This window comes from Zobellia laminariae (assembly GCF_030553095.1).
Lineage (GTDB): Bacteria > Bacteroidota > Bacteroidia > Flavobacteriales > Flavobacteriaceae > Zobellia > Zobellia laminariae.
Window position 1 is genome coordinate 2255820 of the sequence record NZ_CP130738.1, and the last position, 26918, is coordinate 2282737.

General features: G+C 34.4%; 21 protein-coding genes, 1 tRNA gene and 1 pseudogene. 4 read left to right on the plus strand and 19 right to left on the minus strand.

Features of this window, described 5'->3' with window-relative positions; all coding sequences use genetic code 11:
- Nucleotides 1-80: 80 nt before the first annotated feature.
- Nucleotides 81-1154, plus strand: coding sequence for a hypothetical protein (locus tag Q5W13_RS10765; RefSeq protein WP_304446288.1), 1074 nt, complete (start codon nucleotides 81-83; stop codon nucleotides 1152-1154).
- A 250-nt stretch (nucleotides 1155-1404) separates the two neighbouring features.
- Nucleotides 1405-2304 carry a glycoside hydrolase family 16 protein gene (locus tag Q5W13_RS10770; protein WP_304446289.1) on the plus strand — a complete coding sequence of 300 codons (900 nt, stop codon included), beginning with the start codon at nucleotides 1405-1407 and terminating at the stop codon, nucleotides 2302-2304.
- Between the two features lie 105 nt (nucleotides 2305-2409).
- On the opposite strand, the gene Q5W13_RS10775 is transcribed toward Q5W13_RS10770, so the two are convergent.
- From Q5W13_RS10775 to dnaE, 18 genes and pseudogenes are all read right to left on the minus strand, one after another.
- The gene (locus Q5W13_RS10775) at nucleotides 2410-3156 is read right to left on the minus strand and encodes a WecB/TagA/CpsF family glycosyltransferase (RefSeq protein ID WP_304446290.1); all 747 of its coding nucleotides are present in this window, start codon (nucleotides 3154-3156) and stop codon (nucleotides 2410-2412) included.
- A 9-nt stretch (nucleotides 3157-3165) separates the two neighbouring features.
- Nucleotides 3166-3753: an acyltransferase gene (locus Q5W13_RS10780; protein ID WP_304446291.1), complete on the minus strand. Its 588-nt coding sequence runs from the start codon at nucleotides 3751-3753 to the stop codon at nucleotides 3166-3168.
- On the minus strand, nucleotides 3750-4208 hold the full coding sequence (locus Q5W13_RS10785; RefSeq protein WP_304446292.1) for a hypothetical protein: 459 nt from the start codon (nucleotides 4206-4208) through the stop codon (nucleotides 3750-3752). The genes Q5W13_RS10780 and Q5W13_RS10785 overlap by 4 nt, the downstream gene beginning before the upstream one ends.
- A gap of 46 nt (nucleotides 4209-4254) precedes the next feature.
- Nucleotides 4255-4662: a glycosyltransferase gene (locus tag Q5W13_RS10790; protein WP_304446293.1), complete on the minus strand. Its 408-nt coding sequence runs from the start codon at nucleotides 4660-4662 to the stop codon at nucleotides 4255-4257.
- Nucleotides 4663-4671: 9 nt separating this feature from the next.
- Nucleotides 4672-5598, minus strand: coding sequence for a glycosyltransferase family 2 protein (locus Q5W13_RS10795; RefSeq protein ID WP_304446294.1), 927 nt, complete (start codon nucleotides 5596-5598; stop codon nucleotides 4672-4674).
- 61 nt (nucleotides 5599-5659) lie between these two features.
- Nucleotides 5660-7060, minus strand: a complete 1401-nt coding sequence (locus Q5W13_RS10800) for a phage tail-like protein (RefSeq protein ID WP_304446295.1) — start codon at nucleotides 7058-7060, stop codon at nucleotides 5660-5662.
- A gap of 330 nt (nucleotides 7061-7390) precedes the next feature.
- The gene (locus tag Q5W13_RS10805) at nucleotides 7391-8710 is read right to left on the minus strand and encodes a glycosyltransferase (RefSeq protein WP_304446296.1); all 1320 of its coding nucleotides are present in this window, start codon (nucleotides 8708-8710) and stop codon (nucleotides 7391-7393) included.
- 291 nt (nucleotides 8711-9001) lie between these two features.
- Nucleotides 9002-10006, minus strand: coding sequence for a hypothetical protein (locus tag Q5W13_RS10810; RefSeq protein WP_304446297.1), 1005 nt, complete (start codon nucleotides 10004-10006; stop codon nucleotides 9002-9004).
- A gap of 10 nt (nucleotides 10007-10016) precedes the next feature.
- Nucleotides 10017-11243, minus strand: a complete 1227-nt coding sequence (locus Q5W13_RS10815) for a glycosyltransferase (RefSeq protein ID WP_304446298.1) — start codon at nucleotides 11241-11243, stop codon at nucleotides 10017-10019.
- Nucleotides 11236-12396: a glycosyltransferase gene (locus Q5W13_RS10820; RefSeq protein WP_304446299.1), complete on the minus strand. Its 1161-nt coding sequence runs from the start codon at nucleotides 12394-12396 to the stop codon at nucleotides 11236-11238. The genes Q5W13_RS10815 and Q5W13_RS10820 overlap by 8 nt, the downstream gene beginning before the upstream one ends.
- A gap of 57 nt (nucleotides 12397-12453) precedes the next feature.
- Nucleotides 12454-13833: a lipopolysaccharide biosynthesis protein gene (locus Q5W13_RS10825; RefSeq protein WP_304446300.1), complete on the minus strand. Its 1380-nt coding sequence runs from the start codon at nucleotides 13831-13833 to the stop codon at nucleotides 12454-12456.
- Between the two features lie 48 nt (nucleotides 13834-13881).
- Nucleotides 13882-14589: an acyltransferase gene (locus Q5W13_RS10830; protein WP_304446301.1), complete on the minus strand. Its 708-nt coding sequence runs from the start codon at nucleotides 14587-14589 to the stop codon at nucleotides 13882-13884.
- Nucleotides 14590-14651: 62 nt separating this feature from the next.
- Complete coding sequence (locus Q5W13_RS10835) at nucleotides 14652-17063, minus strand: GumC family protein (RefSeq protein ID WP_304446302.1); 2412 nt, start codon at nucleotides 17061-17063, stop codon at nucleotides 14652-14654.
- 10 nt (nucleotides 17064-17073) lie between these two features.
- On the minus strand, nucleotides 17074-17913 hold the full coding sequence (locus Q5W13_RS10840) for a polysaccharide biosynthesis/export family protein (protein WP_304446303.1): 840 nt from the start codon (nucleotides 17911-17913) through the stop codon (nucleotides 17074-17076).
- A gap of 311 nt (nucleotides 17914-18224) precedes the next feature.
- Nucleotides 18225-18298: transfer RNA gene (locus Q5W13_RS10845), tRNA-Asp, on the minus strand.
- Nucleotides 18299-18370: 72 nt separating this feature from the next.
- Nucleotides 18371-19300 (minus strand): DUF58 domain-containing protein, encoded by a 930-nt coding sequence (locus Q5W13_RS10850; protein ID WP_304446304.1) that lies wholly within the window; start codon nucleotides 19298-19300, stop codon nucleotides 18371-18373.
- A gap of 122 nt (nucleotides 19301-19422) precedes the next feature.
- Nucleotides 19423-19740 (minus strand): thioredoxin, encoded by a 318-nt coding sequence (gene trxA / locus Q5W13_RS10855; protein ID WP_038237640.1) that lies wholly within the window; start codon nucleotides 19738-19740, stop codon nucleotides 19423-19425.
- Nucleotides 19741-19880: 140 nt separating this feature from the next.
- A pseudogene (gene dnaE / locus Q5W13_RS10860) lies at nucleotides 19881-24320 on the minus strand (DNA polymerase III subunit alpha).
- Between the two features lie 307 nt (nucleotides 24321-24627).
- On the opposite strand from dnaE, the gene Q5W13_RS10865 reads away from it, so the two are divergent.
- Nucleotides 24628-25179, plus strand: coding sequence for a 30S ribosomal protein S16 (locus Q5W13_RS10865; RefSeq protein ID WP_155594942.1), 552 nt, complete (start codon nucleotides 24628-24630; stop codon nucleotides 25177-25179).
- A gap of 16 nt (nucleotides 25180-25195) precedes the next feature.
- Nucleotides 25196-25726 carry a ribosome maturation factor RimM gene (gene rimM / locus Q5W13_RS10870; protein ID WP_304446305.1) on the plus strand — a complete coding sequence of 177 codons (531 nt, stop codon included), beginning with the start codon at nucleotides 25196-25198 and terminating at the stop codon, nucleotides 25724-25726.
- Between the two features lie 44 nt (nucleotides 25727-25770).
- Here rimM and Q5W13_RS10875 read toward each other — a convergent pair whose 3' ends face one another.
- Nucleotides 25771-26808 carry a sugar phosphate isomerase/epimerase family protein gene (locus Q5W13_RS10875; protein ID WP_304446306.1) on the minus strand — a complete coding sequence of 346 codons (1038 nt, stop codon included), beginning with the start codon at nucleotides 26806-26808 and terminating at the stop codon, nucleotides 25771-25773.
- Nucleotides 26809-26918: the final 110 nt, after the last annotated feature.

Below are 26918 nucleotides of genomic sequence, written 5' to 3' on the forward strand. Positions count from 1 at the left end.
TTAACTTAGTATGGTTAGAAATATTAATGAAAAGAATTAGCTCTAACTTTAAGTAGTTTTAGGTATAAGAATATTCCCGCATGAGTAATATGAGTAAAGAGATTGTAAACGTAAAATATTGCATTTTGGGTTATGGTTATGCTTCGTTAATTGCATATCATAAGATACTTAAAAATAATGATCATGATGATGTTTTGATTCTTCAGAGCAAAGAGGCGAAACAAATTTTCACCTTAGAACATCAAAACTTTCAATTTAGTCCCTTACCTATTTTTCCTGTCAAAGAGTCTAAACTTTATAATTCCGATCTTTTTGACGATGTTGCAGAACAAAAGCCAATAATGGTTTCATTTTCAAAATTGAAAAATTTTGATTATTCTACTTTTAAAATAAAAGAAGGTTCTCTTGCTGATTTCATGGTTAAAGCACAAGGTGTTGATAAAAACTTGTGTTTAGGGGCTAAACAATGGGGTGAGGAAATGTTTACAGTACCTTTTAGCCAAGTGCAGTCTAAAATTGAAAGACATTATGTGAACCCTAAAGGGAATACACGAATAGGTTATATTAATGGTAAATCACTTTTTAAATATGCAATAGACAAACTTAATCCAAATGTGCTAAATTATTTAAACATAGAATATATTGACGTTAAGGAAAAAGAAGTGCATCTTAATGATAGTATTGTGCATTATGAACAATTAATTTCAACCTTACCTATTCATAAGCTGTTGAAATTATGTTCTCTTGAATATTATCATGATACTAGTTATGCTGGTTGTAAGTTTCATTTTTTTACTCATGATGGCGATTTTAAAGAAAATCAAATGATTTATGATTGTGATTATCATTCCGATATCATTCGGATTTTTTCTATTAGTAATAACTTTTTGATGGTGCAATTAAATAGCAAGAAACGCAATTCCGTTATTTCAAATATTGAAGACCGAGTACAAGAATTAGCTCCAAATATTAGTGGCTTATCGCATGTTAGAAAGCTTTATGTGCCTATGTGTTATCCTACAGAGCTTATTTTAGATAAGAGTACATTAGATAGTATTGCTTGCCTTAAAAAAAATGATATTATTCCGTTTGGAAGATTTGGCAATTGGGAGTATTCTGATTTGCATGAGCTAGATTGGTCAATTATTGATTAAAGGATGTCTTTATTTTTTAAATATAGTATTGTCTTTCTTTCATCGAATATCGAGATGGTTAAATTAAATTGTTACTAATTTTTAGATTCTTAGCTACTATTGTTAGGTTGGAACTTGAATTTAGCAACGGAACTAAATTCTCGGAGTATAAAACCTTATAAGGATGATGTTGAACTTATTTAATAGTTTTGAAAAGAGAAAAATTGAAATTATTAGTTTTTTTAAATAAGATTATAAAACTAGAACTGGAATGAAAAGTATAATTAAATTTAAATCATTATTATTTGTTTGTCTAGTAGGAACTCTTGCTAATTGTTCCAATTCAGATGGAAATTTAGACCAGATAAATTCTGGTAAACCAGAGATAAATGATCGTATGGTAGTTGGAAGCAACGTAAACGCTTTAGACTATTGGTCAGATACCAAATTAGTTTGGAGTGATGAATTTAATGGCTCGGATCTTTCAAAAGAAAATTGGTTTGTAGAAACCTCGTTAGCGGGAGTGGGTTATCATGGATGGCAAAATTTTACTGCTGATGAGAATTTAGAGTTAAGTGATGGAACTTTGAAAATTATTTCAAAAAAAACAGGTTTGGGACAAAAAGAAGGTGACTATACATCTGCACGAATTAATAGTAATGTTGCCTTTACATATGGCAAATTTGAAGTGCGGGCCAAGCTTTCTGGCAGTGGTAGTGGCCTTTGGTCTAAATTGGTTCTTTTAGGGAATAATATTGGAACTGTTGGGTACCCAAAATGTGGACAAATTTCTTTTATGGAATATACAAGCCACATCCCCAATAGGGTTTTTAATACAGTGCACACGGCGGAAAATGTGCTCAATGGCGAAAACATCGCAGCAAATTCAGGATTTATTCCATTAGAGACTGCAGAGGAAGAGTTTCATATATATGGTATTCTTTGGACAGATGAATATTTGAAATTTTATATTGATACAATGGAAAACATTGTTTACACGTTTATAAAACCATCTTCTGCAAATGAGAATAATTGGCCATTTTCAAAATCATTATATTTTGTTTTGGATACCTCTGTTGGAACTGAATTTTCGGATGGGAATGGCGTTGATGACGGTGTTTTTCCGGCTACTTTTGAAATAGACTATGTTAGGGTCTATCATGCTCAATAATTTGTATGCTTTATATTTTGACTCTTTTGGATACGTGTTTTGGTATGCGTATCATATAGAGAAAGGTTGGTATCCATATAATAACTGAATATAAGCCGAAGATTATCATTGAGATTTTATATCCTTAAGCTTCCACTTTTCTATCACTAAATATTTGCCAAAAATTACACCGTAATATAAGTATCTTTTCCACATACGTTTGGGCTCCTTTAATAACCTGCCTAACCATTCCAATCCAAGATTTATCCATATTTCACTTGGACGTTCAATTGTACCTGCGTAAAAATCAAATACTGCACCTATAGAGCAAATGGTTTTTGCATTTAAAAATTCTTTGTTTGTGTAGCTCCATTTTTCTTGTTTAGGTGCTGTCATGCCAACGAATAAAACGTCAGGTTTGAATTGATTTACCTCTTCAAGCATTTTTGCGTTTTCCTCTAATGAGAAAGCAGGCTTAAAAGGAGGGGAATAAGTGCCAATGCTAATATTAGGGTATTCGATTGATATCCTTTTCTTTATTTTAGAAAGGGTGTCTTTTGAAGAACCAAGGTAAAAACACGAACCGCCTTCTCGGTTTAGTTTTTCTAAAAGAAATTCATGAATGTCAGCACCTGCAATTTTTTTTATTTTCTTTCCATAAAGAAATTTGGAGGCAAGAACAATTCCAATACCATCAGGTATTAAGACATCAGACTGCATCAATGCTTCTTTGAAGTCGGGGTCTTCTTCTGCAATACAATAGGAGTATTGGTTTATGGTGCCTATCAAGGTCTTCTCCAATTTGGGTAATTGATTTAGAGTTCCATCAAAAATAGAATACCCCAAGCAGTCAACCTTACTTTTATTAACCATAGAATTTTTTTAATGTCTTTCGAGGCCTTTAAGGCCCATATGGTACCCAGAAATTTTAGTTAAAGTTTCTTTCTCTTTAATAATGTGGTTTTCTAAATCTTCTTCAGAATCAAATCGTGGAGCTATTTCCTTTGCGGGATTGCCGCCATAAATAGTATATGGATTTGTGTTTTTTGTTACCACTGATCCCGCAGCAATTATACTTCCTTTTCCTATGGTGATACCGCTCATTACAACAGCGCCATAGCCTATCCAAACATCATCTTCAATTATGGTTAGTTGATTTAGGCCTTTCCAATTGTAATTTTTATCACGTATTCTTGGAGCTAGTCGAATAGGAACCCCTATTTCTTGATAATGATGATCATATTTCCCAACTAGTGCTACTTTATTAGCGAAGATTACATTATCTCCAATAATACAATCTGTTTCAATCTGAGAATCTCTTCCAATATAAAAATTATCACCGATGGTAATTTTTGTTCTAGCCCAGATATATACTCTGAGTCCTGAATAGAAATTACTTCCTATTTGATGTTTTCTCCACTTGATACGTTTTAGGTAGAAAAATCTAATTTGTTTTATGAACTCTTTCATTTACTATTAAATGTTTTTAGAAACATAGTTTCTAGTTTTGAAAAGATTCGTGCTTTAATCCCCATTTTTCTTAAGAAACGATTCTGATATTTCTTCTTCACTTCAATAATTTCAGGGAATTGAATATTCAAGCTATGATTTGTATCTAATAGGGGTAAATATCTTTTATTAGAACCAGAAGTATGCGTAGCATGTGCATCCCAGCCATCATTGTATACTTTTGAATATAATGGATAGAGGGTAATACCATCTATTTTGAACTGGTGATAAAACCAACGTATGGCCCATGAATCGAGTGACCCTTCCATTTGACGTTTTAGCATGGTATTTACATCTGAGCCCAGTTGAGCAAATTTTCTCCTTCGGTTCTTGCTGTTTTTTAGGGTGTTATAGTCGCTGACATTCCAATCAACTGCTATCCATCTATCCTTCCAAGTTGCCCATCCCAGGACCAACCTCTATTAAGAAAATAGCTTTCTTCTTGAGATTTTGATTGAGCACCTAGGTCAAGGAATATCCTGAAATGGAAAATACTTTACTTGTTTCTTCATATTTATGAAGGGCCGAATTCATATAGGTTAAGAAATTAGGTGTGGTAATCAAGTCATCTTCCAATACAATTACGCTATCAGAAAAACTCATTACTTCAGATACACCAGATATTATTGAAGAAGCTAGTCCTTTGTTTAGAGTTGATTCTGAAATAAACACATTTTTAAACCCCTCTATGGAGTTTAAATACGTTCGTATTTTATTTACCTTTTGGACATCAGCCTCTTTTTTAGGGCCGTCTGAGAAAATATATAAATCTGAATCTTTAGCAAGAATGTTTTCTTTGAGAGCCTTAACAGTTTCTATTAGGGTGTCTAATCTAATATAAGTAAATAGTAGAATTGGTGCAGTTTTCATGTTTTCAGATTATTTGTTTTGACCGTATTCATGATATTTGAAATTGAAAATTGCAGCGAAGCTGCCTAAAGAAGGAGCAATGAGCTTTAGAAGAACATAATATCTATTTTTAAAGGGAAACAGAACGGACACTAAAATTATCATACCTAAGATTAGCGAAAATATATTCACAAGAATTTTCCTCAGTAACGAGAGGTAATTTTTTTCAAGTATAAGAATATAAGTATAGGTATTACCCCCACGAAAATAACGTTTAAAAAGCCAGTTTATGTTCGCTCTGCTTTTCGGAAAATATTCATAAGCTATAGCATTTGCCGAAAAAAAGATTTTTGCATTATTTTTAATAGCTTGAAGACTAAAGAAAGTATCTTCAGCACCTGTGCTGTTGAATCGCATGTCAAAAAAAATGTTATTTTTTTTAAAAAATGCGGTTCTTAATATGAGATTTCCCGATCCAATAGGAGCAAATAATTGTTCGTTATTTGAATGTTTTTTTCGTTTGAACCATTTTGATATATAATTTGGTGTTTCATTTTCAAATTTTGGCAATACCGGTCCAACAACAATATCTGCCTTATTGTTAACAATAGTTTTTGTTAACTCATTAAGCCAATCTTCAACTATATATTCATCATCATCTATACAAACTAAAAAATCTGGGTTAAAGGTATAGGCTTGCCTTAAAATTTCATTCCTTACATTAGATAACCCTTTATTTGAATTATTGAAATAATGTATGGTAAATTGATTTGGAATCTCTTGTTTAAGTTCATTTACCGTTATTTCTGCTGTTTTTAGCTTGTCATTATCTACAACAACAATGTCAACGCTATCTATAAAATCTTTATCTAAATTACTAGCGAAAATACTTCTGATTAATTTCTTAAGTAAAATTTCCCTTTTGTAGGTAGGTATTCCTATAACAATATTCTTCATTTGGTTTATGATCTAGTTACTAGTATATAATTTGAATGAAGGATTATTAAATTGGGGATATTCATTTGAATTTAGTGATTGAAAAGTTTGAGGTGTCCTTTTCGCTAATATATATTGTATCTGAAAAGGAATCTGTTGAAATAACAATTGTAATTACGTCATTAGCTTTTAAGCTTAAAAGCTCATTAACAAGAATACTTGATATTACTGATTTGTTGGTAGAGCCATTATTTGCTGCAACAAAAATAGCGCCAACAGGTGAGCCGTTTATATTAATTTTAGCGCTTGTGGTAGCAATCTGTCCAGTAGTGGAGGTGTTGGCACCAATTAATGATAGGTTGGCTCTAATATCATACAAACCAGCTAATTTTACGACTAGCGAATTGCCTTTTACCTCATAAATAGAATTGTCTCCATCTTTGAATTGTTCTATAGTAAAAATGGGAGCAATGGTCTTCCCAAATTTTAAGCCAATTTTAGATAAATTATTGGTCCATCTTCCTGAAAAGTTATTGCTAGAATTTGTGGAACTCTTCCCAGAAAGCGAATTAGTAACTGATTTATGGAAAACTCCATTTGCGTCTACCGTTACAAAATTATCGTTAGTTTGGGATGCTGCTAATTCTCTTACCCGTAATGTACCTGCTACATCTAGGGTTTCGGTGGGTTCACGTGTTTCGATACCCAACCCTCCTAAGATTTTCATAAATAATCTATGTTCTTTATTTACTTCATCAATATTTAGTCCGGCTCCCCTAAAGTTTATGTCGAAAAGTGTTCTGCCTAGATTTCCATCTTGAAAGGCAATCATACTTTGGTCTGCTTCACTACCTCTTATTATCAGAGGAGTAGCTTCTTGGTTTGCATTATTCAATAATAACTGAGTTGCCCCAATATTTCCGTTAACGGTTAATTTATTATTTAAGTTAGTGTTGGTGCCAATACCTAAGTTGTTGTTGATATTATCCCAAAAAAGTTCGCCATTGTTATGAGTAGCGGTCATGTCAGTGTCAGCAAAGAAAATTGAGTAAGGCTCACCAGTTAAAGAATTTCCATTAGTACTATTAAAGGAAATTAAAGTCTCAATTCCATTTGTATCGGTAAATGTATAGGTGTCATTGCCGTTATCAATTAAAGTGGCGTTATCACCATCAGAACCTTCTTCTTCGCTGCAAAGATTTCTCCAGACAGTTGCGTTATAATAATAAATACATTCTTGATCTACGTTGTAAACGATTGCGCCTTGCAAAGGGGTGATTGCCAGCATTTGAGCGTCAGTAAGTCTTGTAAGGACTAGGGCACGGGAGGTGCTTTCTAGCTCTAATACTGAAGTTGGATGAATACTGCTAGAGTTTTCCCCAATTTTGACTTGGGCTTGTAACATATGAAGAGAAATAAAAAAAGAAAAGAAAACTGCAATTATTTCTCGAATAGAATTATAAGGAATTGTGTCTGTTTTCATTTTTAGGGGGAATTCTATAGTGTTCTAAACTATTTAAAAAGATGATAATCCGTTTGATATCAAACCGGTATATTCTAAGTGTATTATAATGTTTACAGCAAAAAACCTGCCAAATTTCTTTTAAATCTCAAGGTTGGCTATGACTTATATATTCATTCTATGTGTTGCATGAAGTCTAGCAGTCAGTTAAATAAAGTACCAAAATAGAACATTTGATGTTTAGAGTTGTACAAATCTCGACGAGTGTTAGACTTAATCGGGTAAAGCTTGACCTAAGAGTAAAAGTCTTTTAAAATATCTTACTACAATAAAACATTTTGATTAAGTTAATTATATGCTTTGAGCAGCTTTAATAATTATTTCTTGAAAATTTTGAGCTACTACTTTGGTGTCATGTCTTTCTTCTGCTAGTTTTTTAGCAGTTGTTGCAAGACTTTCTCGATAGTCTTTGTCAAGAACCAATTTTTTTAGTTCTATCGTAAGAGCAGATTCATCTTGTTGAGTAACAATACTCGCCCATGAATTATTTTCTGCATACTGAACTAATGCGGTTTCTTTTGGCGCGTAGATTATTATTGGAGCTCCGCTCGCCATATATTCAGAAGCTTTAGTTGGCATAGAATATTTAATGTAGGCCAAAGACTCAGGGCTAAAGTCATACGGTAATATTAAAAAGTCAGCGCTTCCGAATTCATAAGGAAGTTGCTCATAGGGAACAAATGTTTTGTGTTCAACGTGATTATAATTTTTTATCCAAGATGGTGCTGATTGCGCTTGGATCATAAATTTTATTGACATATGAAGTTCGTTATTTACATTGGAAATAGCTTCCGCAATTGATTTTAAAGCAGAATCAATACCAAGGCCTATTCTGCCTGCATACAAAATTGTCGGGTTTTGACTAAGGTCATAATTCTTTTTTTGACCTTTCTGCCAAAATTCTAAATCTATGGGATTGTGAAAAGTAGCAAAGTCTTTTCCATATCTTTCTTGATACGCTTCACTCATATAGTCAGAAATACCTAGATGTATATCAGTTACATTTAGTAATGTTCTAAATTCTGAGTCTATTCTACGTTGCCAAGACTTTTTCATTAAACCTTTAACGCCAATCAAGGATGGCCAATCATCCATCATGTGAAAGATGAAGGGCTTTTTCAGGTAGTTTTGAACAGCGATACAAAAAAGAATACTAGCTCTAGAAGAGCATTGTGCATATACTACATCTGGGTTATATTCATCCAGCCAATTGCGAAATTTTTCCGAAAGTATTATTTTAGTGATTATATGAACTAGACCGGTATACTCTAAAATGGGGTTCATATATTTATTTAGAAAGCCTACTCTTGATTTTGATTTACTACTTTCATCAACAACTTTGTTTTTGGAAACATCGTTGAATTTTATTGGTCCACTTGAATATTTTCGGCTTAATAGATTGAATGGAAAACTCCATTTTCGTTCTTCGGAACCCAACTGATAGTAGTTATTGCAAATTTCAGGGTCGATATCTTTTGTTAAAAGATATCCTAAGCAGGTAACGGCCAGCTTGTCATTATCCCATCCCGAAAAGAGATTTGACATTGTAATTCCTCCACCAGTATTTGTGACAAAAGGTTGATTAAGTATTAAGACTTTAGGTAATTGCATAGATATTCTATTATGGAAGTTTTATATTTTTTGAACTAGTTAAAAAATATTCTTTAAAAACTTGATCGGACATATTACGCACCGATTTTGAATAACAGATACCTATGGCAATCCAAACAAGAATATAATTCAATGAGAATGTCGTAACAGTTGATGGGTATAAAGATATTAGCCAAAGTACAATCCAGAGTGCTGCTGCTTTTGAGAGGGTATTTTTTGAGAGGAATAAACCTTGAATAACTGCGGGAATAGCAATTAGTAGTAATAGCCCCAAACTTATTAAACCGCCCTTCAATATGATATTAAGATAATCTGTTTCAATTCCTTTTCGGTATCCTGGGTAGGACTATCAACCTCTATTCCAATGGGAGCGGCAACCATACCACTCATGCCTCTACCTATTATCCAATCTTTAATCTGCATATCAGCATAATAGAAATCTTCTACCCCACTTCGTGTATCTTCTGATCCTCGTTCCTTAGTTTTACTTAATAGTTTTGAATCTCCAATACCTGATGTTGTAATAACGTAAGATAGCATTAGGCTTCCGGCAAGAACAGAAAAAATTATCAACATAATATTACGTTTGTTTAAATAAAGAAATATTAATAATGTAAAAATGAAAATGCTTCCAGAGATAAAAATTAGACCTCTTCGTGCTCTGTAAATTGCTAGAAGGATTACGGTAGATAAAACTAAAAATGCTATTAATTGACTCTTTTTAGGTTGATAGTTGAAGGTCATTAGTAAAAATCCGCAGGGCAGAGCAAGAATTTTCACAAAAACTTCGAGTCGGTCTCTACTACTATCATCTTTGTTATTTAAAAATTCTGAGCCATCAAAACCCAGATGTATGAGGTAAAGTATACCTAAAATAATAGCAGTAGAAAATAGATATTTATAGAATAATGGGGGTTTGGGAACCAAAAGTATTAAGGGAACAAAATATAAAAATAGTCCGCTGCCTGGGTCAAAAAGGATAGTCTTTATAAAATTGTAATTGGGTGTAAAACCTCTTAGCACAACTGTAATGAGCCAAATAATATAAAAAGTGTATATGATTTTAAGATATTTATTTTCAAACCGAAAGGACATCATTTGAATAGAAGAAATAGTGAAGAGTCCAATTCCTACCAAACGCATTAAGTCACAAATAATAAAAATAGGACTTGCAGTTACTGACATGGTGTACCCTAAAGTGTAAAGCACAAAACCAAAGAAAAACAGTTTTAACATACTTCTATGTTCAAAACCGGTATCCATTTTGTGTAAATCACTAAGGGTGTACTGTTTCATCTTAATTCACTTATTTTTGGTTAAGAAGCCTTTTGTAAAGTGAAATATGTTGATTTACAATGGTCTCCTTATCTAGAGAAGAGTTAGCTTCAACCTTTAGTTTTTCACTCAAACAAAATTCTATGCCATCAGATAAATCTTTGGCATCTTTATATTTTGCCAAATATCCATTCTGTTTGTGATCGATAATATCACTAATACCACCAGTGTCAAAAGCGGCAACTGGTGTTTTACATCGAATAGCTTCTAATACTACTAAACCAAATGTTTCTGCAAGTGAAGGTGCTACAAAAACATCTGCAGCATTATATGCTGTAGCCGTTGAATACTCATCTCTTAAGCGCCCAAGAAAGTGTGTTTTAAAAGGGACGGCAGAGGCAACTCTTTCGTCATAATCACTACCAAAAATGGCCACTGTAATGTCTGCTGTATTTTCTTTCAATGCTAGATGTTCTAATGCTTCTGTTAAATAACTCCAGCCTTTATAGGGGCTTGTAGGAGAAACGGCTCCAAAAAGAATAATCGTGCCCGAAGTATTTAGCCCTAGTATTTCTCTAGCAGATTTTTTATCTATCGGCTTATAGGGTTTTGTGTCTACTAAGTTTGGAATTTTTACGATATCTTTTCCTTTCGTCAATAGAGATTTGTTGGCTAAGTCAAAAAGCCAAGTACTAGGAGCAAGAAAATGAAGATTTTTATAGGTGTTGTAGAGTTTTAATTTCTTCTTGAATTCTTTCATAGGCAATTGAGAACCTCCTTGAGAAAACATTTGACAGGAGGAGCAATCAGTTTTATAGTTTTCACATGAAAAACTATAATGGCAACCACCCGTTATTGTCCACATGTCATGCATAAAAACAATAATTGGTTTATTTAATGAGGCAAGATCTTCGATGTTTTTAAAGTTCAAGAACCCTCCTAGTATCCAATGTAAGTATATGATATCGGCATTTTGGACCATTTCATGATCAACAATATCGTTCCCTAAAATTGGTGAGGAAAACATGCCGTAACTACTATCAATCTTGCGAATTTTCCTATTATGCAGCCTACCATTTATTAGAGCTTTAAAACCACTCCTTAATTTTAGCTTATCTATTCTTTTGCTAATTGGAGCATCTGATGTCAATGACAGCATATAGGAGTCTACTTCACTTTCTAATAGCGCCTTATGTAGTCTATAAGCTGCATTTCCAGAAGGGGAGTTGTGGTTTTGTAGGTGTACAACTTTAGTCATCTTGTTTGTTTATTATGATTTGCATAATCTCTTTGAACTTAGATTCAAATACTTTTATAGTAAAGGTGTTGTTTGCAAATTCGTAAATATTTTTGCTTAGAATATCAAGTTCACCTGAATTGTAATTAGAGTATTCAGTTAGTTTATCGTTAATATAATCTACTTTATAGTCTTCTAAAAAAATTGCATTTTTTAATAGTCTGTTAAAACCAGAATCTTTATTTACAATAGGAATTAAACCATGTCGCATACAAGTTGTTATAGATGTAGAACAACCTTCTGAACTAGAAGGTAAAATTGTAAAAGAACATTTATTTACGATATCTAAAAACTCTTTGGACATTACATTGATATGCCCATAATCTATGATGTTATCTCTCTCTTTAGGATTTAGTAGTAAACGATCTTCTTCTGATAAACCTCCTATGTGTAAAGTAATGTCATCTCTGTTTGCAAAGATATCTAGTAATATATCGAGGCCTTTATGAATGGCACCAAAAGAACCAAACCATAAAAAATTCTTTTTAGTAATATCTATATTTTTTTGTAACGTTATGTCGAAATCAGGGTTTTTTAAACCAGTAGGAAAAAAGGAAATAGGGTTGCTGTATTCCTTGAGAAAAGGCTCAATCTCACTCATTGTGATAACATTGCTGTATGTTTTTTCTAAATGATGTGGTTTATAGAAATTGCCAGAACGTACTACACGAGCTTCTTTGTTTTTTCGTTCTTTAAAATAGTCTAATCTTTTTCTTTCTTCTCTGTAAACAAAATTTGGATGATGTTCTGTAAAGTACCAAACAGAAAGTGCATTGGGATTTTTATTAGTGAGCTCGTAAAATGCCTCGCCAAAACCAAAAATAAGATCGTATTTTTTATGTTGTAGCACCTCTACGGCTCTAAGATCATTACAACCAAAAATATCTATAGCATAGCCTAAATCTGAAATTACTTTAATTATTGAAGAAATTTCTTTAGGCTGTGTTCTTCCAATATTGATTTTGTCCCAATCCTCTAAATAGCTAGCTGTAATATAGCTTATGGCAGCTTTTTTTTGTGTTGTATCTGCAGCAGTATAGTTTATATTCTGAATTATAGGGGTATCCATGATACGCTCTGCATAAAAGATATCTTTTATGTTTCGCCAAATCATTGTCTTAAGTCTAAGTTTAATATTTTTTAAATGCATATATGCTTTTACTTAATATTTTTATCTGATCCAGATTCCTTTTTTATTTTTATGAATTATCATGTAATACTGTATAGGAGCTAAAATTATGGCGTTAAAATTAGCTAGTACAGATGCTATAAATAAGGCGTAAACTCCCATTTCAAAGTAGTTAATTAAAAGATAGGTTAGTGCAATATAAACTACAGGGCTTATGATGCTAGCCCAAAATTGTAGTCGTAAGGCACTTATTCCATTTAGAAAACTAACATATTTAGATCCGAATATAGAAAATAGAAAAAATATCAGACCCCAGAAAGAAAGCCAATAATCAATAGTTACTTTTCCTTTTCCTAACCATAAATCATAGATGGTATGAGAGAAAATAAGCATAATAATACCTAGTAAGATAAAGCCTAGATTAAGGATGTTATACTTTTTTATACTATTCTTAATCCAATTTAAATCATTTTTTACGTATGCTTCTGTGGCTGCAGACCAAAATGGAGTTAGAAATATCATAAATCCCATGTTTAATACTCCAAAATATTTAAAAACAATATTATAGTTGGTAACATCTTCTGGGCCAAAATTTCTAGAGATTATAAAGTTTGCAGATTGAAACTGAACAAGCCCCGCTATTTGAATAACAAAAAAGACAACTCCTAAATTGAATAAACTTTTAGCGTAAGAAAATTTAATTTTAGAATATGTGGGTTTGTAGTCTTTATATTTTCCTTTAAAGAAAAATATATTTGCACCAATTAGTGCTAGTAAAGGAGCTATGCAAAGCGCTAGCCCTAAATTCACTAAAGAACCCTCTGTTGTTTTAACTAAAATAACAATTATTAATAGGGAGAGGACTTGCCCTATTACATCTATTAATGAAGCTTTTGCTGGCTCCTGGTCCGCAGATATTATAGTAGAGATTGTTCTTAATACAAATTGTAGGCAAAAATAAGTGAATACAATTAATGCCAAACTAGAGACATCGTTACTATACTGAGGGTCTAGTTTTAACAAAGAACCCCAATCCAAAAAAGGGTTAACGGCTAAATATAATAACCAGATACTAATAAATACAATTGATAGGATGCCGTAGGTAGTACTTACATAAATTTGTGCACTCTCAATATCGCCTTTAGCTTTAGCTTCTGCAAATTTATTTCTTAAACCATGAGTTATACCAATATCGAAAAAACTAAACCAAGCAACTACAGAGCTTAAAGTCAGCCATATACCGTATTGAGCGGTATTTACATAATTAAGAGTTAGTGGAACGACTAATAAACTAACAGCAATACTTCCTCCTTTGATGAAGATAGAAGTAAAAATGTTTTTTTTCGCTTTGGCACTTCTTTCATGTCCTCCACCAATATGTTTTTGGAATAAAGCAACAATAGCTTGAAAAATAGATTGCATTTTTTTGTATAATTTTTTTGGAATAAAAAACTGTTGAATTTTGCTTGATTATTTTTTTTCGTAAATTCTTTCTCTATCCCAAGTAATATTATCTTTTATTTTTTTTGCAGGTATGCCACCTATAATTATATTGGTTTGATTAAAGGAATTTGTAATTACAGATCTAGTCGCTACTATGGAATTGTCGGCAACAGATCCTCCTTTCAATATACAAGAATGCGCACCTACCCATACATGATTGCCTATAGTAATGTTTTTAGCATAATTAATTCTTTTGTTACTTAGAATATCAATAATGGAATGTGAATCACCGGTTCTAACATCAATAGCATTAGCAAACATACAATCGGCTCCAATAGTCACTTTTGAACTTGGTTCCGTTACAGCAATGTGGGTATCTTCAAAAGTTGAATTTTTTCCAATATATAATTCGCAATGGTCATCTTCAATCCATAGTTCACCAGCACGATTAAATTTAACTTCCTTAGATAGAACAATGTTATTTTGATTACCTCTTATAAATATGACAACGTTATTTAGAATGCTTTCTTCTTTAATAGAAATTTTATTGGAATTACCTACAATATCTATTTTACAGTTTAATAGACGCGAGGAAGCATCAATTTCAATACTGTTATTTTTGCCTTTTATGGATTTAGTGTATGGTTTTTTAAATAATTTTCCATCACGGAAATTTCTAATAACCCTTATTAAAAAGGGGGACTGTTTTACAAAAGACTTCAGTTCTTCTTTCATGCTTTTTCGTGCTGTCTATCGCTATTTTTGCGAAATAAAATGTGGGAGTTGTGAATATGATTCTATGATTCAATCATAGAATCATATTCTTCCCCGTAAAGATTGTAGCCGTAACCATAGCCATACGAATAGTCATCTTTGATAAGTCCTCTTTGTTTTATCGCATTAAAAACTATAGATACATTTTTAAGGTTTTTTAAAGCCTCAGAATCATTTAAATGTTTAAGAACTTTCAATGGTGTTTTTCCATGGCGTACAACATAAATGGTTTCATCACTATACTCTGCCAATAATTTTACATCGGCAACCAGATTTATAGGTGCAGAATCAATTATTATGTAGTCAAAGTCACGGGATAATTCTTCAAAAAGAATATCTATTTTACCATTTAATAGAAGCTTAGTATGGTCGTCATTTTTTTTACCGATAGGAACTATAAATAAATTTTTGTTTGAGGGAGAATTTGTCAAAATTTCTTTATAATCTGCTTTATCAGACAGGTAGTCTAAAATACCTTTACGATTAAGGATGTTAAAGAATCGCGAGGTCTGAGGTTTTAAAAAATCCATGTCAATTAAAGCAACTTTTTTGCCAGATTGAGCAAGACAATATGAAAGATTAGTTCCAACAAAACTTTTTCCCTCACCCTCAATGCTGGAAGTTATTAAAATTTTCTTTTTCTTGAAACTACGACTATAAAGACCTATTGAGGCGGCAAGTTGCCTAAAGTGGGCAATAAGAACTGCTTCATTTGGTTTAATTTCGATTTTTTCTTTTTCTGAATAAAAAATATTTCTTAACCCAAGCTTATTAGTTAAATAAGTGAGTGAATGAGAGGGCTTTTTGGATTCGTTGTAATCTTCAACAACGCTTAAATGAGGTAATTCTAAAACTACAGGTAAATCAATAGAATTTTCAATTTCAGAACGGAACAGTACATTCCTATTCATCATTTCTTTAAAGATAATAAACCCTAAGCCAGAGACAAATGCTAATGCTATAGCAATTAAATAAATCAAAGATGATTTTGGCGAAACAGGGCCAACAGATGATTGCGCCAAATCAACAATTCTGCCATCGCCTCCATTTGGGGCATAGCTCAATGCCGTTTCTTCCCTTTTTTGTTGTAAAAAGGAATAAAGCTCGTTTTTAATTTCCTTACCTCGTTCTATTTCTAATAATGCACGCTCTTTTTCAGGAATATTATTAAGCGCTGATGCGGATCGATCTGCATTAAAATTTAGGTTGGCCAAACTAGCCTTGAGGTTATTTTTTTGATTTCGAATATTCTCCCGTATACTAGGTCTCAGTTTTTTAATTTCATTGGCCACAGAGGCAAGAATAGGGTTGTTCTCTGCTGTTGTTTTACTTAATTTTTCATATTCTATTTCGGAATCATAAAGTTTTTCTAACAGTTGGGTCAAAACTGGGTCTTCAACACCTAATGTAGAAGGAACTAAACCTGTTTGATTTTTTTTTGAAACTACATATTGGTCCACTTTACTTAGGATAGATAATTGCCTGTTGATACCAGCTATTTGGCGATCGTAATCGCCAACGTCTTGTAAATAAAGTCTCCCTTGTTCACTTAAGTTAACAACACCCTTTTCAGAACGGAAACGTTGAATTGAATATTCAAGTTCGTTAAGTTCTTTTTCAACTTTATTCATACGTTGTTCTATAAAAGTAAGCGTCTTGGAAGCAAGGTCATCTCTATCTGAAATAGCTTTTTGATTGTATGCTGAAATCAAATGATTTAATATGTTTACACCTCTTTGAGGGATAGGGTCTTTATAGGTAAGACGAACCACTGTGGATAACTTATCTGTAGGGCTAGCATCTAAGCCCCCTAAAAAAGCGCGAGCCAAGCTTTTAGGATTAGCAAAGGAGTAGTAAAGTTCTCTATTTGTACTTCCGGATTTATTTGCATTTAATTTAAACTTTGTTTCTCCAAATGCAGGGCCTTCAACCCATTCGTTAATAGGGTAGATTTTATTTTCGATCTTAACCGTATTTCTTATTGAATCATATTCAAAATAGAATTTTTCCGCACCGGATGGTTGAAAAATTTTATCTGGATTTCTTAATTCAACAACTATGGGAGAGGTGTTGTAAGCTTGTTTGGATCCAAATAATTTATCTTCAAAAACAGGTGCGTATAACTGTAAGTTCTTGACCACTTGAGTCATGATAGTCCTAGACTGAATGACCTCAAGTTCGTTTTCAACTATTTTTTTTGAATCAAAAGGATTCATGGCTTCCATTACTTTTGGATCATTGACACCTTTGTTCTCATCCTTTATTATTAGTGTTGCGGATGCCTCATAAACAGGTGTGGTTGTTTTGAGATATCCCCATGCTCCAACAAAAAAAAGTGGAATTAATAGTGCAAATAAGGGCCAATAAGGGAGAAACATGGACAAGAGCATACGCAAGATGTTCTCATCAGCACTCGATTTGTTCACTTCGTACATGTAATGAATTTTATTTAAGATTTATGACAGCAATAATTGTCAAAGAAATAGCACTTAAGATAACCGGAATCCAGTCTCTTATGCCGCTAGAACTAGCTACTTTTGCATTATTGGGTTGGACATAAATGATGTCATTTGACTTAAGATAGTAATATGGTGAACTAAAAATTTCGTTAGAGGTTAAATCGATTATTCGCATTCTTTTTACACCGTTTTCCTCTCTAATGAGGGTGATATTATCACGTCTACCAAAAATAGTTATATCTCCAGCTAAACCTAAAGCCTCCAATATTGAAATTTTTTCACTTGGTATGGTAAGTACAGATGGATTTTTTACTTCTCCCAGAATAGATACCTTATAATTTAAATAGCGAATGTCCACAATTGGTTCAAGCAATAGTTTTCTATTAATCAACAATGTGGTTATTTCTTCACGTAATAAATTTTTTGTTTTACCAACGGCTTCAACTTTACCTAATATAGGTAAACGTATAAATCCATCTTGCCCTACTAAATATCCAGAAACTCTAGTGGTATTCCCTGCATTAGTTGATGATTGAGCTACGGCATCATTAGCAACATTAAACATCTTTGCTGCATCAGGGTTTATACTGCTTACGATAATGCTCAGTAAGTCGTTCTTTTGGATTATTGGATCTAGATTTTCACTGCGATTCGCAAAAGCCATATTGGCGTCTTTATTAAAGTAAGTTGCATTTTTTGCACTACCACAAGACACTAGAAAAAGTAAGCCAGTTATTATATTCAATGAAAATAATAGTGATCTTCTTTTGGGTTTGGAAATAACAGTTTTATTAAAAAAATGTTTTATTCCTAAATAAAATTTCATAGTGTGCAAGTTAATTATTAAAGCTATTATCAGTTTTTAAAGTCTACAAATATCAAACGGAAAAGTAGATGGTCTTGGGTTTTTTGCCAAATAAAACCGATGAACTTTACGCTTTTACATATTTATGGCAAGATACATACGTTTTTTAGTTGGAGATGGATTATTTTATAATCGCAGTAATGGTTTTGGAAAGCTGTAGCTAAAGTAATTTTTGAAATTACATAAGCTTATAATGATTCAGTTGCTAGTGAAAGAATGCGCCACAGTTTCTAAAACTAAAAAAGCCTCCAACTTGCGTTGAAGGCTTTTCGCGGTCTGGACGGGACTCGAACCCGCGACCCCCTGCGTGACAGGCAGGTATTCTAACCAACTGAACTACCAGACCGTGGCGTTTAGCGAGTGCAAATATACACCGCATTTTCAATTGCGCAAACAATTTTCGATAAAAATTTCATCATTATACAAATTTCTTTCGCTCCACTAAATAGGTGTTGAGTATTTTGGAGAAATCTCCCTTTACATCAACCTCCACATATTTAATCTTGTACTGGGCGCATTTTAGTTTCAAATCTTCAAAATAAGAAGTGACACTGCGTTCGTAAGCTTCCTTTATGTTGCTGGAATACAAATCTATATGCTCGCCAGACTCTACATCTAAAAAACGTTTGGGTGTATTGTCAAAATCAAAATGAAACTCTGTAGATCGGTCTAAAAGATGGAATAGTACTACTTCATGCTTGTTATATTTCAAATGACGTAGGGCATCAAATATTTTTTCATCATCTGCGGAATTTTGAAACATATCCGTAAAAAGAAAAATAAGGCTTCTTCTTTTTATGTTTTCTGCTATTTGGTGCAAATAGGTATAAGTTTCCGTTTGTTGGGCTGGTTTTGAGTCTAGACTGATTTCACTCAATTTTGCTAATAGCATTTGATGATGCCTTTCACTTCCTTTTTCTGGAGAGTAAAAGTTATAGCTGTCCGAATATACACTTAGGCCAACGGCGTCTCGCTGTCTTTTAAGGATGTTCATTAAAGCAGCAATGGCTAATACTCCAAAATCGATTTTATTTAAATTGGTGGCCGATAAATCCTTTACTTCCGGGTAATACATAGAGGCTGAACTATCCAGTATCATATGACACCTTAAATTGGTTTCTTCTTCATACCTTTTGGTGTACAATTTATCTGTCTTCGCAAAAAGCTTCCAGTCTATATGTTTTGTGCTTTCGCCATCATTATAAATCTTATGTTCTGCAAATTCCGCTGAAAACCCATGAAACGGACTCTTATGTATGCCACTAATAAAACCTTCCACTACTTGGTTGGCTAAAAGCTCTAAATTTGAGAAAAGTGAAGTTTTATTTAATTCGGATTGCAGGTTCATGTTACTAAGATAGGCATTAAACCTAAAACTAAAATTGAGGGAAGCTTCAGTTTTGGGCATAAAAAAAATCCCACTAAAAGCGGGATTTTTTCTATAGCTCCCTTTATCAAAGGAAAACAATATTATAAAGCTGCGTCAATCGCGTCTGTGTATACTTTCTTAGGAGAAACTCCAACCTGACGGTTGATTATTTCACCATTTTTGAATACCAATACAGTTGGAATGTTACGCACACCGTACTTAGCAGCAAATTCTTGATTTGCATCAACATCTACTTTACCTACAACAGCTTTGCCTTCGTATTCTGAACTAACCTCTTCAATGATAGGGCCTACCATTCTACATGGTCCACACCATGCTGCCCAAAAATCAACTACTACTGGTTTGTCACTTTTTAATACTACTTCGTCAAAAGTAGCGTCTGTTATTTCTAATGCCATGATTTTCTATTTTTAGAATATTATACAAAGTTAGTCAAATATATGCCTGTTTCCTTACTAACGATACATTGCTTTTAGCTATTGTGCTATCAATGTAATTTATAGGGTTAAAATTGGTAATGGACTTATAAGAAGCTAACCTAGTTCAGTTTATAGTGTATATCGTTTTGTTTTAGAGTAGCTAATAGTTCACTACTTATATGAACCTTTTGCTTTCTACTCGTTAGGCTTACTTTTATCTCTTCTTCCATCTCATATACGATAAAATTAAGAGGATGGTTGCCTTGGTGGGAAACAATGGTTTCTTTTAGCTGATGAATGTCTTCTTCTTTTAGTGTGTCAATGTTCAATTTAATAGTGAGCTTTTTGGCATAAGTCTCCATAACTTCTTGAAGTAGCATAAAGCTATTGAACTGAATACGTGGGTCTCCTTTTTTACCGGTATCTCTGTTTGTCCACCCATCTTTGACAAAAACTTTAATGTAGGCAAATGAATTGATCATAAGGAAGTGGCGGAACCTTAGGTATTCTTCGCCAAAAATTCGGAATTCAAACGATTCTGTATAATCTTCTACAGTGAAAAGTGCCCAGCCTTTTCCGTTTTTGGATACACGGTGTTGTACGTCCGTAATAACGCCGGCAAAGGCTAATTCACGATTAACGACGGTTTCAAGATTGTTTAAATCGGAAAGTGAAGCATTACAGAAGGCGTTTACTTCTGTTTTAAAATCGTCCAAAGGGTGACCTGAAATATAAATACCTACCACTTCTTTTTCACGACGTAATTTTTCCATGGTGCCCCATTCTTCGCAAGGTGGTACTACCGGTTCTGGTATTTGTACATCACTAGCTTCGCCAAAAAGACTTACTTGACTAGAGTTTTCGCTTTCTTGAAATTTGGCGCCATACTTTATGGTTTTTTCTAAGAAGGTGACTCCATCTCCCTCATCATGAAAGTATTGTGCTCTATGGGTATCTCCAAAAGAATCGAACCCGCCGGCAACAGCTAAACTTTCAAATGCTTTTTATTGGCGGCACGTAAATCTATTCGCTTTGCGAAATCAAAAACCGACTTAAACGGGCCGTCTTCATCTTTTCTATGTTCAACAATAGTTTCTACGGCGCCACGACCAACGCCTTTAACTGCACCCATTCCAAAACGGACGGCACCAGCATCGTTTACTGCAAATTTGTAGTAAGATTCGTTTACATCTGGTCCTAGAACATCAAGCCCCATACGTTTACATTCTTCCATGAAGAAAGTAACCTGCTTAATATCATTCATATTATTACTCAGTACCGCAGCCATATATTCGGCAGGGTAGTGGGCTTTACAATAAGCGGTTTGGTAAGCAATCCAAGCGTAGCATGTAGAGTGAGATTTGTTAAAGGCATAGGCTGCAAATGCTTCCCAATCTTTCCAAATCTTCTCTAATTTATCTGCTGCATGCCCTTTTGCAGAAGCCTGTTCAATAAACTTAGGCTTCATTTTATCTAGAACGTGCTTTTGTTTTTTACCCATTGCTTTACGCAAGACATCGGCTTCACCTTTTGTAAAGTCGGCCAGTTTTTGCGAGAGTAGCATCACTTGCTCTTGGTATACGGTAATACCATAGGTCTCTGCTAAATATTCTTCACAGGCATCAAGGTCATAAACAATTTCTTCGGTACCATGTTTACGGGCAATGAAACTTGGTATGTATTCCATTGGGCCAGGACGGTATAAGGCGTTCATGGCAATAAGATCCGCAAAAACAGTGGGTTTAAGAGACCTCATGTGTTTTTGCATTCCATAGCGATTCATATTGGAATACACCAACAGTTTCTCCTCTTTGAAAGAGTTCGTATGTTTTTACATCATCTAGCGGAAAATTCTCTGGATCTAATTCAACTCCATGCTTGGCCTTTACAATTTTAACGGTATCCTTAATTAAGGTTAGCGTTTTTAATCCCAAGAAATCCATCTTCAATAAACCGGCATCTTCTACGACCGAGTTATCAAATTGGGTACAGTACATTTCGGAATCTTTTGCTAAAGCTACCGGAACGAACTTCGTAATGTCATCAGGGGTAATAATGACTCCACAAGCGTGTATACCTGTATTACGAACAGATCCTTCAAGAATGTAAGCTTGATTCAATGTTTCTGCTTCAGGGCCATCGCCTTCGGAAATAGCTAAAAGTTCGTTTATTTTAACAAGATCTTCAGCCCTAAATTTTGCCTTTAAGATTTTTTCATCAACCCCAATAATCTTTTTTAGTTTAGACATATCGGGTATCAACTTCGCCATGCGATCTGAATCTTGCAAAGGCAAATCTAAAGCACGAGCCGTATCTCTAATTGCAGATTTGGCAGCCATGGTGCCGTAAGTGATAATCTGTGCCACTTGGTTTGAGCCGTACTTATCAATTACATAATCCATTACACGACCACGACCTTCATCATCAAAGTCAATATCAATATCGGGCATAGACACACGATCCGGATTCAAGAAACGCTCAAAAAGCAGATCGTACTTAAACGGGTCTAAATTCGTAATCCATAAACAGTAAGCAACTGCAGATCCAGCTGCAGATCCACGACCAGGACCTACGGAAACATCCATAGCTCTTGCCGCCCTTATGAAATCTTCCACAATCAGGAAATAACCAGGGTAACCGGTTTTTTCAATTACTTTAAGCTCAAAGTCTAGTCGCTCATCAATTTCGGGTGTTATTTCGCCATATCTTTTTTTGGCGCCTTCGTAGGTAATGTGGCGTAAAAATTTGTTTTCTCCACGTTTACCATTATCCAATTTGTCTTCTTCAAATTGAAATTCCTCTGGAATATCAAAAGCAGGTAATAATACATCACGGGCTAGTGTAAATGTTTCAACTTTATCTACAATTTCTTGAATATTGATGATTGCCTCTGGGATGTCTTTGAATAGCTCCTTCATTTCTTCCGAAGACTTGAAGTAGTATTCTGAATTTGGCAATCCGTATCTATACCCGCGACCACGACCTATTGGTGTGGCTTGTTTTTCACCATCTTTAACACACAAAAGAATATCATGCGCATGAGCATTTTCCTTTTCTGCGTAGTAGGTGTTATTGGTGGCTACTAACTTTACATTGTGTTTTTTTGCAAATTTGATTAATACTTGGTTCACCCGGTCTTCATCTTCTTGACCGTGGCGCATGATCTCTATATACAGATCATCGCCAAAGGTTTCCTTCCACCAGATTAAGGCTTCTTCTGCTTGGTGTTCACCAATATTTAATACTTTACTTGGGACCTCACCATATAAGTTTCCGGTAAGGACTATGACATCCTCTTTGTATTCCTCAATGACCTTTTTGTCAATTCGCGGTACGTAGTATTTACCGCTAACAAAGGCAATAGAAGACATTTTTGCCAGATTTAGGTATCCTTTTTTGCTTTTTGCAAGCATAACTATTTGATACCCGTTATCTTTTTGAGATTTATTGGTGTGGTCTTCACAAACTTGAAACTCGCAACCAATAATAGGGGTGATTTCCAATTCGGGTTCCGGTAATACATCTAAAGGTTCTTGTCCTTCTTCAAGTGCGCCGTTTTGGGTAGCCTCGTAACGTTTAAGATTTGCTTCGTTTCTGGCAACTACGCCTTTGTTATGATTAAGTACGCCGTTTACAAAGTGAAAGGCCCCCATCATATTCGCGTGATCCGTCATGGCTACAGCAGGCATTTTTGCCTTGGCGGCAGCAGCTACCAAATTAGGTACGCTTATCGTGGACTGTAGTATAGAAAACTGAGTATGATTATGTAAGTGGGAAAAGCTAGCGGATTCTAGTGTTGCAAGGTTTTCTTGTATTTCTTCTTGGGAAATTCCGCCGGTATCCTTATCCCAAAGCGCATCGGCTATTTTTTTCGATGCTTTTTTTAGATTGATATGTTTCAGGCCGATGAGCTGAATCTCCTGTGGATTTGCTTCCGAGAAATTCTTGAAATAATCTGGTTTAACATCTAATTGCTCAGCGGTATATTGCTGCTTACGGATAAGCTCTAGAAAACAGCGTGTAGTTGCTTCAACATCTGCAGTGGCATTGTGAGCTTCTCCAAAAGGCTTGCCAAATAGAAATTGATGTAATTCCGTTAGCGTAGGAAGCTTGAATTTGCCACCACGCCCACCGGGTATTTGACATAATTTAGCTGTTTGCTCGGTACAGGTATCTAAAACGGGAAGTTCTTGCAGCGGATTATCTACACCCATACGGTGAAATTCCGCTCCCATAATATTCAAGTCAAAACCAACATTCTGGCCAACGACAAATTTTGTCTTTGACATAGCTATGTTGAATTTCTCTAAAACCTCAGATAGTGAAATACCCTTTTGTTCGGCTAATTCTGTAGAAATACCATGAATTTGCTCGGCATCATATGGTATATTAAAACCATCTGGGCGTACCAGGTAATCTTGATGTTCAATACAGCGGCCCATATCGTCATGCAACTGCCAAGCTATCTGTATGCAGCGTGGCCAGTTGTCAGTGTCGGTATAAGGGGCGTTCCAGTTCTTTGGAAGACCGGTGGTTTCCGTATCAAAAATGAGGTACATAAAGGTTTGTGTTTGAGCTTAAAAAAGAGACTATAAAATTAAGTAAAAAGAACGCTCTTAAAGCTAATGACTTGTTAAGAGTTATCAACGAATCAAAAGCTGCAGTGTCAACCCTATTCAGGTGGTTCATTGTGTGTTGGTTACGATTAATTGGACTTATCTTTGGAAAAAGTTATAAAAGGGTTGTTTTTTATTGAAAACATGTAGGATTACCTCAAAAAGAAATTCTATATTTGCACCCCTTTTAAAGGGAAGATTTTAAAATGAATTAATAACAAGGGTCGGGCACCCTACAAATTAATGTGATATGCCAGTTAAAATTAGATTACAAAGACACGGTAAAAAAGGAAAACCATTTTATTGGATAGTTGCTGCAGATGCAAGAGCTAAAAGAGATGGTAAATTCTTAGAAAAATTGGGTATTTATAACCCAAACACTAACCCTGCTACTATTGAATTAAAAATAGATGACGCAGTAAAGTGGTTACAAAACGGTGCTCAACCTACAGACACTGCTAAAGCAATTCTTTCTTATAGAGGTGTACTTTTAAAGCATCACTTATTAGGTGGTGTTCGTAAAGGTGCTTTGACCGAAGAACAAGCCGAAGAAAAATTCACTGCTTGGTTAGAAGAAAAAGAAGGTAAGATCGCTTCTAAAGTTGGTGGTTTAGATCAAGCGAAAGCTGATGCTAAAGCAGAAGCTTTGAAAGCTGAAAAAGAAGTAAACGAAAAGAGAGCACAAGCAGCAGCTGAAGCCGCATTGCCGGAAACACCAGAAGGTGAAGATGCAGATGCAGAAGTTACAGCAGTTGAAGAAGCTCCATCTGTAGAGGCGGAAGCATCTAAAGAAGAAGAATAAATAAATTTAGAAGCGAATGCGTAAGGAAGATTGTTTCTACCTCGGTAAAATCGTTTCTAAGTATAGTTTTAAGGGAGAGGTACTAGTTAAACTAGATGCCGATGAACCTGAAATCTATGAAAACATGGAATCAGTATTTGTCTTGATGAAAGGCAATGTACTGGTTCCATTTTTTATTGACAGATGTCGCCTGCACAAATCAGCACTTTTAAGAATAGATTTCGAAGAAGTTAAAGATGAAGCAGCTGCGGATCGTATTATGGGCCACTTGCTTTACTTGCCCTTGGCAGCATTGCCTAAATTAGAAGGTGATAAATTCTACTTTCACGAGGTTATTGGTTTTGATGTGTTAGATGATACTCATGGTAATATTGGTAAAATAACCGGAGTAAATGACACAACCTCTCAAGCTATTTTTGAAATAGATAAAGATGGGAAAGAAATCTTGGTGCCAATTATAGATGAAATCGTGAAGAAAGTTGACCGCGATAACAAGGTAGTTCACGTAAGTACCCCAGAGGGTCTTGTAGAATTATATTTAGGGTAAACCAAACTTGGTCTAGTCCGGCTTACCCATAATTTTATTTCAATTTATTTTAGTGCATTCTCACAGAAAGTCAAACACTTTTGAACTTCTGCTACGGCATTTGAGCCTTCTGGTATATCATATTCAAGCTCTATTGTACCTGGAAAATTGTATTTATTATCACGTATTAATTGCAAAGCAGCCGGTAACGGAGTATCTCCACTTCCCCAGACTAAATTGCCCTTGCCATGTTCAGGGGTTTGTCTGTCTTTAAGATGCATACTTTTAATGTGCTCATGCTTACTTTTTATAATATCTAAAGGAGCTGCGTTTCTTGCAGCTACAAAATGACCCAAATCTAGATTTAAGGCATTGTATTTTGATTGCTCCAGGGCTGTATCCCATAGAGTAGGGGTTTGTTGTTCATGACCATGATAACCAACATAGATACCGTGTTTTTTGGCAAAATTTCCTAGCCTTAATGTTGTAGCATCATCACTTGGGTGTTCTACGGTAATGTGACTAGCTCCTAAAACTTTTGCCGTTTTCATTCCCCAATCAATATCTGCATCAGAATTGTCCTTGCCAAATGTATTTCTAGGCTTAAAGGCATATATTTCTACACCTGCATCATTGTACATCTTACGGAATGTCTCAAACTTTTTCATGTCCGCAGTTTTTCGCCACTCGGTAACCTGTGCGTTATATGCAGCTTGTTCTGCTTGTATTTCAGCAAGTTCTTTAGCTTCGTCATCTGTAATGCTTCCACTGCGTTTCTTTTTCATTAATCCAAAAAATACAGTTCTATTTAACTTGTTTTCTGGTCTTCCGGCAAAAGTTTCCGCAGGGTCACCTATTAGCTCAATGGCATTTACCCCACAATCTAAAATATATTGTAATGTGGCTTCTGCGCTTTGGTCCTCCATAGATCTAAAGGAATAGGTGATAACCCCTATTTGTACTCCATTAAATTTGGAGTTGGGTTTTTTATAATGTTTTAAGATGGATGGAGCTCCAAAAAGAGACGGCGTAATCAGGGTTGAGCCTGCTGCTACCGTTAGGGTGTTTCTTAAAAATTTACGGCGTCCTTGGCTTTGAATCATTTTGCATTTGAATATGTCTTTAGTTTAAGTTGTATAGGTATTTTCTAGAGATAAATAATCTCTAGAAAATTAACTATTTTCAATTCCTAGGACAAGTTTTGTGCATATAA